Genomic DNA, 11,318 nt, shown 5'->3' on the forward strand with positions numbered 1-11,318 from the left:
TCAGCCCCCGGCCGCTTCCCGCAGCCGTCCGAACTCCTCCGCCATGGTCTCGACCGTCCAGTGCGCGTTCAGCCCGCTCGGGTTGGGCAGCACCCACACGCGCGTGTCCCCGAACGTCCGCGACTGCGGCCCCACCTGGGCCTTGCGGTCGTCGAACGCGGCGCGATACGCGGTCACACCCACCACCGCCAGCCAGTCCGGCCGCAGCCGCTCCGCCTTCAGCGCGAGCTGCCGCCCGCCCTCCCGGTACTCCTCGGCGCTCAGCTCGTCGGCCCGGGCGGTCGGCCGCTCCACGACGTTGGTGATGCCGAGCCCGTACGACAGCAACTCCCGCTGTTCGGACGGCTTCAGCAGCCGGGGCGTGAAGCCGGACCGGTGCAGTACGGGCCAGAAGCGGTTGCCGGGGCGGGCGAAGTGATGGCCCGTCGCGGCCGTCATGAGCCCCGGGTTGATGCCGCAGAACAGCACCCGCAGACCGTCCGCGACCACGTCGGGCACGACACGGTCGCGGGCGGCCTCCAGTTCCTCGGGCGTGAAGCGCGCCATGCGCGGCGTCAGAGAATCGCGCCGGGGGTGTAGCCCGCGGCCTGGGGGTGCTGCTTCACGATCTCCTCGACCCGGGCGACCACGGTCGCGACCTGGTCGCCCGCGGCGCCCGTGAAGGACAGCTTGTCGGCCATCAGCGCGTCCAGCTGGGCGCGGTCGAGCGGGATGCGGGTGTCGGCGGCGAGCTTGTCGAGCAGCTCGTTGCGCTCGGCGCCCTGCTCACGCATCGCGAGCGCGGAGGCGACGGCGTTCTCCTTGATCGCCTCGTGCGCGAGCTCCCGGCCCACGCCCGCGCGCACGGCGCCCATGAGGACCTTGGTGGTGGCGAGGAACGGCAGGTACCGGTCCAGCTCCCGGGCGACGACCGCCGGGAACGCGCCGAACTCGTCGAGCACCGTCAGGAACGTCTCCAGCAGGCCGTCCAGCGCGAAGAACGCGTCCGGCAGCGCGACCCGGCGCACCACCGAGCAGGACACGTCGCCCTCGTTCCACTGGTCGCCCGCCAGCTCGCCCGTCATCGAGGCGTAGCCGCGCAGGATCACCATCAGGCCGTTGACGCGCTCGCAGGAGCGGGTGTTCATCTTGTGCGGCATCGCCGAGGAGCCGACCTGGCCCGGCTTGAAGCCCTCGGTGACCAGCTCGTGCCCGGCCATCAGCCGGACCGTCTTCGCCAGCGACGAGGGGGCCGCGGCGAGCTGCACCAGCGCCGTCACGACCTCGTAGTCCAGGGAGCGCGGGTAGACCTGGCCGACCGAGGTGAAGGCCTGCGAGAAGCCCAGGTGCGTGGCGATCCGCTGCTCCAGCTCGGCGAGCTTCGCGGCGTCCCCGCCCAGCAGGTCCAGCATGTCCTGCGCGGTGCCGACCGGGCCCTTGATGCCGCGCAGCGGGTAGCGGCCCAGCAGCTCCTCGATCCGGCCGTAGGCCACGAGCAGCTCGTCGGTGGCGGTCGCGAAGCGCTTGCCGAGGGTGGTGGCCTGCGCGGCGACGTTGTGCGAGCGGCCGGCCATGACCAGCTCGCCGTACTCGCCGGACAGCTTGCCCAGCCGGGCCAGGACGGCGACCGTGCGGTCGCGCATCAGCTCCAGCGAGAGCCGGACCTGGAGCTGCTCGACGTTCTCGGTGAGGTCGCGGGAGGTCATGCCCTTGTGCACGTGCTCGTGCCCGGCGAGGTCGTTGAACTCCTCGATCCGTGCCTTCACGTCGTGCCGCGTGACCTTCTCGCGCTCGGCGATGGAGGCCAGGTCGACGGTGTCGAGAACACGCTCGTAGTCGGCGAGCGCCGCGTCCGGCACCTCGATCCCGAGGTCCTTCTGGGCGCGCAGCACGGCGAGCCAGAGCTGCCGCTCCAGCTTCACCTTCTGCTCGGGGGACCAGAGCGTGGCGAGTTCGGCGGAGGCGTACCGTCCGGCGAGGACGTTGGGGATGCGGGGCTTGGCGGGAGCGGAAGTCACGTGGACGGATTCTACTGGCGATTCGTGCAGGCCAGCGCACCGGCCTTTTCGTCGGAACCTACGAGAGGCTCGCGATGCCGTGGGCGAAGGGGTGGTGCGGCGGGACCTACAGCTCGTACGGCAGCAGCTCGGGGCGCTTCGGCGGCAGGCCGTCGCCCGAGGAGCGGCCCGTGAGGCGGCGGCCTATCCAGGGCAGCAGGTACTGCCGGGCGAACCGCGCGTCCGCCGCGCGGCGCATGACCCAGCCCGGCGGCAGGGACGTCGGCATCGGCGTGCGCCACTCGGTGTCCTCGGGCTCGTAGCCGAGCGTCTGCCACACGGCCTCGGCGACCCGGCGGTGGCCCTCGGCCGTGAGATGCAGCCGGTCCACGTCCCACAGCCGGGGGTCGCCGAGCGAGGGGGCGCCGTAGAGGTCGACGACGAGCGCGCCGTGCCGGTCGGCGAGTTCGTCGACGCAGGCGAACAGCTCCTCCATGCGCGGCCGGAACCGCTCCAGGACGGGGCCCCGCCGGCCCGGGCTGCGCATCAGGACGAGCTGCTTGCACGACGGGGCCAGCCGTTCCACGGCCTCCTCCAGGAGGGCGCGCACCCGGCCCATGTCGCACTTGGGCCGCAGCGTGTCGTTGAGCCCGCCGACCAGGGTGATCACATCGGGCTCCATGGCCGCCGCCACGGCCACCTGCTCGTCGACGATCTGCTGGATCAGCTTGCCGCGCACCGCGAGGTTGGCGTAGCGGAAGCCGGGTGTGCCCGCCGCCATCCGCGCGACGAGCAGGTCGGCCCAGCCGCGGTAGGTGCCGTCGGGCAGCAGGTCCGACATGCCCTCGGTGAAGGAGTCGCCGATCGCGACGAGGCTGCTGTGGGTGGGGTTCGTGTGCATGGCGACGGAAATGATATCCCGTGCACATACCCAGCAGTCGGTCGGCCGCCGGGAGTCCCTCCCAGGCGCCTGAAGCCCAGGTCAGGCGCCGGATGCCCTGCTCAGATCCGCTGGCCGAACAGCTCCCGCAGCACGTCCTCCATGGTCACGAGACCGGCCAGCCGTCCGTCCTCCCCGAGGACCGCCGCGAGATGCGTACGGCTGCCGCGCATCGCGGTGAGGACGTCGTCCAGCGGTGTGTGCTCCCGCACGCGCGCGATGGGCCGCATGTCCCGCAGCCGGAACGGCTCATCGCGCCCGAGGGCGTCCAGGGCGTCCTTCACATGGAGATAGCCCACGATCCGCCGTCCCTCGTCCACCACCGGGAAGCGGGAGAACCCGGAGTCCGCCGTGAGCTGCTCCAGCTCGTCCGGGGTGACGCCCACGCTCGCGTAGACCACCCGCTCCAGCGGCAGCACCACATCGCGCACCGGGCGGCGGCCCAGCTCCAGCGCGTCGTGCAGCCGCTCCTGGGCGCGGTCGTCGATCAGGCCGGCCTCGCTGGAGTCCTTCACGATCTGCGCTATCTGGGCGTCCGAGTAGGAGGCGGCGACCTCCTCCCGGGCCTCCACACGCAGCAGCTTCAGCAGCGTGTTGGCGAAGGCGTTGATCGTGAAGATCACCGGGCGCAGCCCCCGGGACAGCGCCACCAGGGGCGGGCCGAGCGCCAGCGCGCTGCGCACCGGCTCGGCGAGCGCGATGTTCTTCGGCACCATCTCGCCGAGCAGCATGTGCAGATACGTGGCCAGGGACAGCGCGATCACGAAGGACACCGCGTGCCCCGCGCCCTCGGGCACGCCCATCGCGTGGAACGCCGGCTCCAGCAGATGCGCGATCGCCGGCTCGGCGACGACACCGAGCACCAGTGTGCACAGCGTGATGCCGAGCTGCGCGGCCGCCATCAGCGCCGACACGTGCTCCAGGCCCCACAGCACGCTCTTGGCGCGCCGGTCGCCCCGGTCGGCGTAGGGCTCGATCTGGCTGCGGCGCACGGAGATCAGCGCGAACTCGGCGCCGACGAAGAAGGCGTTGACGACGAGCGTCGCCAGACCGATCAGCAGTTGTACCGCGGTCACAGCTCCGCTCCCTTCTCGTCGGGCTTCTCGTCGTCGAGGGGCGCCCGCAGCCGGACGCGCGCCGCCCGGCGGCCCGCCGCGTCCAGCACCTCCATCCGCCAGCCGGCGACCTCGAGGGTGTCACCGACGGCCGGTATCCGGCCCAGCACCGTCGCCACCAGACCGGCCAGCGTCTCGTAGGGCCCCTCCGGCGCCCGCAGCCCGACCCGCTCCAGGTGGTCCACGCGCGCGGAGCCGTCGGCCGAGTACAGGGCGTGGCCGGCCTCGTCCGTGCCGGCCGGGGCGAGGTCGGGCAGCTCGTGCGGGTCGTGCTCGTCGCGCACCTCGCCGACGACCTCCTCGACGATGTCCTCCAGGGTGGCGACCCCCGCCGTACCGCCGTACTCGTCGATCACGACGGCCATCGTGCGCTTGCCGGAGAGCCGGTCCAGGAGCCGGTCGACGGTGAGCGTCTCCGGCACCAGCAGCGGTTCGCGCATCAGCTCGGAGACGTAGATCCGGGTCCGGCGCTCGGCCGGTACCGCCAGGACGTCCTTGACGTGCGCGGTCCCGACGACCGAGTCGAGGGTCCCGCGGAAGACGGGGAACCGTGACAGGCCGGTCGCCCGGGTCGCGTTCGCCACGTCCTCCAGGGTCGCCTGCACCTCCAGGGCGACGACCTGCACCCGGGGCGTCATCACGTTCTCCGCGGTCAGGTCGGCGAGGTTCAGCGTCCGCACGAACAACTCGGCGGTGTCCGCCTCCAGGGCGCCTTCCTTCGCCGAGTGACGGGCCAGCGCCGCCAGCTCCTGCGGCCCGCGCGCCGAGGCCAGCTCCTCGGCGGGCTCCACGCCGATCCGGCGCACGACCCGGTTCGCCGTGTTGTTCAGGTGGGTGATGAAGGGCCGGAACGCGGCGCTGAACCAGCGCTGGGCGTTGCCCACGGTCTTGGCGACGGTCAGCGGCGAGGAGATCGCCCAGTTCTTGGGAACCAGCTCGCCGACGACCATCAGGAACACCGTCGAAGCGGCCGTGCCGAGCACCAGGGCGAGGGTGTGCGACGCCGACCGCGAGACACCGACGTCCTCCAGCGGCCCGGCGATCAGCGCGGCGATCGACGGCTCGGCGAGCATGCCGACGACCAGGTTCGTGACGGTGATGCCGAGCTGCGCCCCGGAGAGCTGGAACGTCAGGCTCCGTACGGCCTTCAGTGCGCCCTGCGCGCCCCGCTCGCCGCGCTCCACCGCCCGCTCCAGCTCGGCGCGCTCGACCGTGGTGAGGGAGAACTCGGCCGCCACGAAGGCGCCGCAGGCGAGCGAGAGCAGGATCGCCGCCAGGAGGAGGAGCACTTCGGTCATCGGTTCACCCCCGTTCCATGGTTCTCCAGGACGGGGCGGAACGCGCGGTGTCGCGCACGGGGAGGCTCGCCCATGGGCGGACGCTCACAACCTTTCATGCTGAACCGAGTGGCCATCCAAGGGTAAAGGATGGGCAAAGTCCTTCTTTCGGCGTGCTCAGGGCGAGTCGGCGGGGACGGGTGCGAGCCGGTAGGCGCCCTCATGGGGGATGACGTTACCGGCGGTCGGCGGCGCGAAGTGAGTGCCCAGGAGGAGGGTGTCCGTTCCGGCGAGCGCGTCGAGCAGCTCGCGGCGCGTGGCCTCGGACTGTCCGGGGTCGATGTCGACGCAGGCGCCGATGCCCGGGTGGGCGAGCTGGACGGGGTGGTGGACGCAGTCGCCGGTGATCAGCGCCGTCCGTCCGCGACTGGTCAGCTCGACGGCGAGGTGGCCGGGCGTGTGCCCCGGGGTCGGGACCAGGCGCAGGCCCGGGGCGACCTCGACGCCCTCGGCGGGGACGTCGACGAGGTCGAGCCGACCCGCCTCCTCCACCGGGATCACGGAGTCGCGGAACATCTGCGCGCGGGCCTCGTCCATGGCGTACCCGGCCCAGAACTCCCGCTCCACGCGGGAGGTCAGATAGCGGGCGTGCGGGAAGGTGGGCACCCACGCGCCGTTCACCTCCCGGGTGTTCCAGCCGACGTGATCGGCGTGCAGGTGGGTGAGGATCACCAAGTCCACCGCGTCCGGGGGGAATCCGGCGGCGGTGAGGCGCGACAGGTAGTCGGTGTCGAGGTCGTGCCAGGCGGGATCGGCCCGCTGCTTGCCGTTGCCGATGCCCGTGTCGACCAGGACGCGCAGCTCGCCGACGGTGAAGGCGAAGCTGTGGCTGTCCAGGTGTGGGACGCCGTCGCCGTCGGCGAAGTGGGGGTACAGCCAGTCCTGCCCCGCGACGACGTCCGGGGTGGCGTCGGGCAGCAGCCACGGTCCGGTGGCGGGCGGCAGGGGCGTCTCGTCGATGCGGTGGACGGTGGCGTCGCCCACGGTCCAGGTGGTCATCGGTCTCTCCTTCACGTGCGACTAACGCGCGACTAGTGCATGGCGCGCTTAAAGCAATCTGTTTGCGTTAAGTCGACCGTAGGTCCTACAGTCCACTAACGCAAACAGTTAGCTTTTGCAGCTCAGGGACGTTCGAAGGGAAGCTCATGTCCTCCGCCGAACTCACGCCTCCGGAAGCGGCCCGCTGGGCCCACCGCGCCGGGCTCGTCCTGTCCGCCGACCGTCACGCCGCCGTCGCGGCCACCGCCGACCACATCCACTCCGTCGTCGCCGTCCTGCGCGAGCTGGACTTCGGCGACACCCCGCCCGCCCCCGCCTACCGCGCGGCACAGGAGGCCCACGATGCAGCCGTATGAACTGACCCTCGGCGCAGCCGCCGACGCGATCCGGGCGCGGAAGCTGTCTCCCGTCGAGCTGGTGGACTCCGTGCTGGAGCGCGTCGAGGAGGTCGAGCCGCGGCTCGGGGCCTATGTCACCGTCACCGCCGAGCACGCCCGCCGGGCCGCGCGCGAGGCCGAGAGGGATATCGCGGCCGGCCGGTACCGCGGTCCGCTGCACGGCATCCCGATGGGCCTGAAGGATCTGATCGACGCCGCCGGACTGCCGACGTCGGCCAGTTCACGGGTCAGGGCCGACCATCGCGCGCACGCCGACAGCGCCGTCGCCGCACGTCTGTCGGCGGCCGGGGCCGTCCTGGTCGGCAAGACCCACACCCACGAGTTCGCCTACGGTCTGACCACCCCGCAGACCAGCAACGCCTGGGACCGCGAGAGGGTCGCCGGCGGCTCCAGCGGCGGATCGGCGGTCGCCGTCGCCGCGGGCGCCGCCACCTTCGCCCTCGGCACCGACACCGGCGGCTCCATTCGGGTGCCCGCCGCGCTCAACGGGGTCGTCGGCCTCAAGCCGACCTACGGCCTCGTCCCGCGCCACGGTGTCACCTCGTTGTCCTGGTCCCTGGACCACATCGGCCCGATCACCCGCACCGTCGAGGACGCGGGCCTGGTCCTCGACGCCCTGGCCGGCCACGACCCCCGCGACCCCGCCTCCCTGGCCACACCGCCGGAGGACCACCGGCCGACCGGGGGCACCGACCTGGGCGGACTGCGGATCGGCGTGCCGCGCTCCTGGTACTTCGACCATGTCGACCCGGAGGTGGAGGCCGCCGTCCGGAACGCGATCGACCGGCTCCGGAGCCTCGGTGCCCGGCTCGTCGACGTCGAGATCCCCATGACCCGCTACATCCAGGCCACTCAGTGGGGCCTGATGGTGCCCGAGGCCACCGCCTACCACGAGAGCACCCTGCGCACGGTCCACGAGCTCTACCAGGCCGACGTCCGCGTCCTCCTGGAGGCCGGCGAACTGATGCCCGCCGGGGACTACTTGCGGGCCCAGCGCTCCCGCACCCTCATGCGGCGGGAGTGGGCGGTCATGCTGCGCGAGGTCGACCTCATCGCCGCCCCCACCCTCCCCATGACCGCGGTCCCGGCCGGCCAGGAGACGATCACCTGGCCCGACGGCACCGTCGAGGGAGTCTCGGACGCCTGTGTGCGGCTCTCCGCCCCCGCCAACATCACCGGGGTGCCGTCCCTGTCCGTACCGGTCGGCCACGACACCGAGGGCCTGCCGATCGGCATGCAGCTCCTCGGCAGGCCGCTCGGGGAGCGGCAGCTCCTGCGGGCCGGGCACGCCTATGAGCGGACCCGGCCCGCCCGCGAGCTCGCCCCGGCGGCCTGAACGAGCCCTTCCCCAGACGCAAAGGGTTCGCTTTAAGGTGGGTGCCGTGAGCAGACAGATGGTGCGCCCCGGCGGCCGCAGCGCCCGGGTCCAGGCCTCGGTGCACGCCGCCGTGCGCGAACTCGCCTCGGAGCTGGGCCGGGACGCCCTGACGGTGCCGCTGGTCGCCCAGCGCGCGGGCGTGACACCGTCGACGATCTACCGCCGCTGGGGCGACCTCCAGGAACTGCTGTCGGACGTGGCGGTCGAGCGGCTGCGGCCCGACACCACCCCCGGCGACCACGGCGCCCTGCCGATCGACCTGACGGCCTGGGCCGAGCAGTTCCTCGACGAGATGGCCTCGCCCGCCGGGCGCGCCTACATCCGCGACGCCCTGCTCGGCGACCCCGACGGCGGCAACGCCGGCCAGTGTTCGGCCTACGCGGCCGAGCAGATCGGCCTCGTCCTCACCCGGGCGGCCGGGCGCGGGGAGCGGACACCCGACGTCGAGACGGTGATCGACCAGGTCGTGGCGCCCATGATGTACCGCATCCTCTTCCGCCCGGACGGCCTCGACGCCGCCTACGCCCGGCGGCTCGTGGCCGGGGTTCTCGCGGCGGCCGGAGACACTCCTCGGCCGAGGGACACTCCCTAGCCGTTGAGGGGCTTGACCCAGCGCCGCCAGTGGTCCTCGCGGTGATAGCCGGCCGCGGCCCAGGTGTGCTGGGCCTGTTCGTTGGCCTCCAGGACCATGGCGTCGACGCGTCGCCCGCCCAGGGCCGCGAAGCGCTGTTCGGCGGCTTCGAGCAGGGCGGTGGCGATGCCCTGCCGGCGGTGGTCGGGGTGTACGGCGAGGCGGTAGGCGGAGCAGCGCCATCCGTCGAAGCCCGCTATGACGGTGCCCGCGAGGACACCGTCGCGCTCGGCGAGGATCAGGGCCTCGGGGTCCCGCGTGATGAGGCGGGCCACTCCGTCGTGGTCGTCGCTGATGCTGGTGCCTTCCGCGGCTTCGCGCCAGAACCGCAGCACGGTGTCGATGTCCGAGAGGGCCGCGCAGCGGATGTGAAGATCGCTCATGGGGCGAGCCAAGCAGAACGCCGGCCGGTACGGCGATCGGGTTTCAGTACCCGGACACCGCCCGTTGGTTAGGGTGACAGCCGGAGACTGACGGCGCCCGCGCGGGCCGAGTCGGACACGACGGGGGGCTCGTTCGTGGGGAGTTGGCGCCCAGAGGTCATGGCTGCCCGGCGGTCGGCGCCCGCGGTGCTGCCCCCGGCGCCGCGCGGCTTGCTCGGTCTGATCGCGGTCCTCGCCGCGCTGGTGGTCGTCGCGCTCGGGGTCCGGTACGCCGGGCACGGTGAGCCCGGCGCGGGTGACGGGTGGATCCAGTCGGCGGTGGACGGGGTGCGGCCGCCGTGGCGGTACCTCGCCCTGGCCACGGACTTCCTGGCGGAGCCCCTGGGCGCGGCGGCGCTGGTCGTGGTCACCGTGACGGGCTGCCTGCTGCTGCGGCACCCTCGCGCGGCGGTGCTCGTCGTCGTGGGCGCGGGCCTGACCGTGGGAACGACGAAGCTCCTCAAGCCCCTGGTGGGACGCACCATTCACGGCCCGGACAACCTGTCCTACCCGAGCGGGCACACCGCCTTCCTCACCGCGCTCGCCCTCGTGGTGGCGCTGCTCGTGACCGGCCGGCTCGGCCTCGGCAGGACGGCCGGCACGGTGCTCGTGCTCGGGGCGGCGCTCGTCGCCGGCGCCGCCATGGGCTGGGCGCAGGTCGCCCTCGGCGCCCACTACCCGACGGACGTCCTCGGCGGCTGGTGCACCGCGCTGGCCGTGGTGCCGGCGACCGCGTGGCTGGTCGACCGGGTGGCCGACTCCGGTCGCCGGGAACGGCATTGACGTCACGTCAGCTTCATACCGAGCGGCGGAACACCGGCTTCACCGGCCGCCCGGCCAGCCACGGGGTGGGGTCACCGGCGTCCAGTGCCTTCCGGTACACCGCACAGGCCTGGGCCACCACGTCGACGGTGTGATCGATGTCGGCATCGTCGAGTGCGCCGCTCACCACGAACGACGGCGCCAGCACACCGCCCGCGAGGAGCCGCCGCAGGAACAACGTGCGGTACTCCTGCGACGGTTGCCCCCTCTCGTCGAGGGTGGCGAACACCAGATTGCTGGCCCGGCCCCGCACGACGATGTGGTCACCGACGCCCATACCGGCCGCCGCCTCGCGGACACCGGCGGCCAGCCGCTCCCCGAGGGCGTGCAGCCGCGCGGTGACGCCCTCCTCGGCATAGGTGGTCTGCACGGCCATCGCGGCGGCCAGCGAGTGCGTCTCCGCACCGTGCGTGGTGGACAGCAGGAACACCCGGTCGCCGGAGTGACGCAGCCCGCCCCACTCCATCAGTTCGCGGCGCCCGGCCAGCGCGGAGACGGCGAATCCGTTGCCCAGCGCCTTGCCGAAGGTGGAGAGGTCGGGGACGACGCCGTACAGGCCCTGGGCGCCCGCCTCGGACCAGCGGAAGCCGGTGATCATCTCGTCGAAGATCAGGACGCAGCCGTGCCGGTCGGCCAGCTCGCGCAGTCCGGCGAGGTAGCCGGGCGGCGGCTCGGTGTGGGTGGCGGGTTCGAGGATCAGGCAGGCGACCTCGCCCTGATACCGGGTCAGCAGCTCCTCCGTGGCGGCCAGGTCGCCGTAGGGGAACGCCACGGTGAGGTCGGTGGTCGCCGCCGGAATGCCGGCGGACATCGCGGTGGTGCCGATGAACCAGTCGTCGACGGAGAAGAAAGGATGGTCGGAGCAGAGGGCCACCCGGGTACGCCCCGTGGCGGCGCGGGCGAGGCGCACCGCGGCGGTGGTGGCGTCGGAGCCGTTCTTCGCGAACTTCACCATCTCGGCGGTCGGCACCGTGGCCAGGAAGCGTTCCGCGGCCTCGACCTCCATGACGGAGGGCCGTACGAAGTTGCTGCCGCGGTCGAGTTCCCGCCGCACCGCCTCCAGCACCCGGGGATGGGCGTGGCCGAGGCTGACCGACCGCAGGCCTGACCCGTACTCGATGTAGCGGTTGCCGTCGACGTCCCACACATGGGCGCCGCGGCCGTGGCTGATCACCGGGGCCAGGTTCTCGGGGTACTGGTCGTCGCCCTTGGCGTAGGTGTGCGCGCCCCCGGGGATCATGGCGTGCAGTCGCTCGTTCGCCGCCCGCGACCGGGGGAGGAGGAACTCTTCGGTGTCCAC

12 protein-coding genes are annotated in these 11,318 nt (G+C 72.7%); 4 read left to right on the forward strand and 8 right to left on the reverse strand.

Annotated features, from left to right (window positions below; all coding sequences use genetic code 11):
* The 6 genes from mug to KJK29_RS33055 form a co-directional block, all read right to left on the reverse strand.
* A complete protein-coding gene (mug, locus tag KJK29_RS33030) occupies positions 1-546 on the reverse strand; it encodes a G/U mismatch-specific DNA glycosylase (RefSeq protein ID WP_215122819.1) in 546 nt (181 codons plus the stop codon).
* Between the two features lie 8 nt (positions 547-554).
* On the reverse strand, positions 555-1,997 hold the full coding sequence (purB, locus tag KJK29_RS33035) for an adenylosuccinate lyase (RefSeq protein ID WP_215122820.1): 1,443 nt from the start codon (positions 1,995-1,997) through the stop codon (positions 555-557).
* Positions 1,998-2,103: 106 nt separating this feature from the next.
* Positions 2,104-2,877 carry an SGNH/GDSL hydrolase family protein gene (locus tag KJK29_RS33040; RefSeq protein WP_215122821.1) on the reverse strand — a complete coding sequence of 258 codons (774 nt, stop codon included), beginning with the start codon at positions 2,875-2,877 and terminating at the stop codon, positions 2,104-2,106.
* A 101-nt stretch (positions 2,878-2,978) separates the two neighbouring features.
* Complete coding sequence (locus KJK29_RS33045; RefSeq protein ID WP_215122822.1) at positions 2,979-3,992, reverse strand: hemolysin family protein; 1,014 nt, start codon at positions 3,990-3,992, stop codon at positions 2,979-2,981.
* Complete coding sequence (locus tag KJK29_RS33050) at positions 3,989-5,329, reverse strand: hemolysin family protein (protein WP_215122823.1); 1,341 nt, start codon at positions 5,327-5,329, stop codon at positions 3,989-3,991. Before KJK29_RS33050 ends, KJK29_RS33045 begins: the two co-directional genes overlap by 4 nt.
* Positions 5,330-5,485: 156 nt before the next feature.
* Complete coding sequence (locus KJK29_RS33055) at positions 5,486-6,367, reverse strand: MBL fold metallo-hydrolase (RefSeq protein WP_215122824.1); 882 nt, start codon at positions 6,365-6,367, stop codon at positions 5,486-5,488.
* Positions 6,368-6,513: 146 nt separating this feature from the next.
* Between KJK29_RS33055 and KJK29_RS33060 the strand changes: the two genes are divergently transcribed.
* The 3 genes from KJK29_RS33060 to KJK29_RS33070 are packed head-to-tail and all read left to right on the forward strand — an operon-like array spanning position 6,514 to position 8,735.
* A complete protein-coding gene (locus tag KJK29_RS33060; RefSeq protein WP_215122825.1) occupies positions 6,514-6,723 on the forward strand; it encodes a hypothetical protein in 210 nt (69 codons plus the stop codon).
* Positions 6,710-8,101, forward strand: coding sequence for an amidase (locus tag KJK29_RS33065; RefSeq protein WP_215122826.1), 1,392 nt, complete (start codon positions 6,710-6,712; stop codon positions 8,099-8,101). The genes KJK29_RS33060 and KJK29_RS33065 overlap by 14 nt, the downstream gene beginning before the upstream one ends.
* Positions 8,102-8,159: 58 nt before the next feature.
* Positions 8,160-8,735: a TetR/AcrR family transcriptional regulator gene (locus KJK29_RS33070; RefSeq protein ID WP_215124540.1), complete on the forward strand. Its 576-nt coding sequence runs from the start codon at positions 8,160-8,162 to the stop codon at positions 8,733-8,735.
* Here the strand turns inward: KJK29_RS33070 and KJK29_RS33075 are convergent.
* Positions 8,732-9,157 carry a GNAT family N-acetyltransferase gene (locus KJK29_RS33075; protein ID WP_215122827.1) on the reverse strand — a complete coding sequence of 142 codons (426 nt, stop codon included), beginning with the start codon at positions 9,155-9,157 and terminating at the stop codon, positions 8,732-8,734. The genes KJK29_RS33070 and KJK29_RS33075 overlap by 4 nt on opposite strands.
* Positions 9,158-9,316: 159 nt before the next feature.
* Between KJK29_RS33075 and KJK29_RS33080 the strand changes: the two genes are divergently transcribed.
* A complete protein-coding gene (locus tag KJK29_RS33080) occupies positions 9,317-9,979 on the forward strand; it encodes a phosphatase PAP2 family protein (protein ID WP_215122828.1) in 663 nt (220 codons plus the stop codon).
* A 13-nt stretch (positions 9,980-9,992) separates the two neighbouring features.
* On the opposite strand, the gene KJK29_RS33085 is transcribed toward KJK29_RS33080, so the two are convergent.
* Positions 9,993-11,318 carry a glutamate-1-semialdehyde 2,1-aminomutase gene (locus tag KJK29_RS33085; protein ID WP_215122829.1) on the reverse strand — a complete coding sequence of 442 codons (1,326 nt, stop codon included), beginning with the start codon at positions 11,316-11,318 and terminating at the stop codon, positions 9,993-9,995.

The organism is Streptomyces koelreuteriae (assembly GCF_018604545.1).
Taxonomy (GTDB): domain Bacteria; phylum Actinomycetota; class Actinomycetes; order Streptomycetales; family Streptomycetaceae; genus Streptomyces; species Streptomyces koelreuteriae.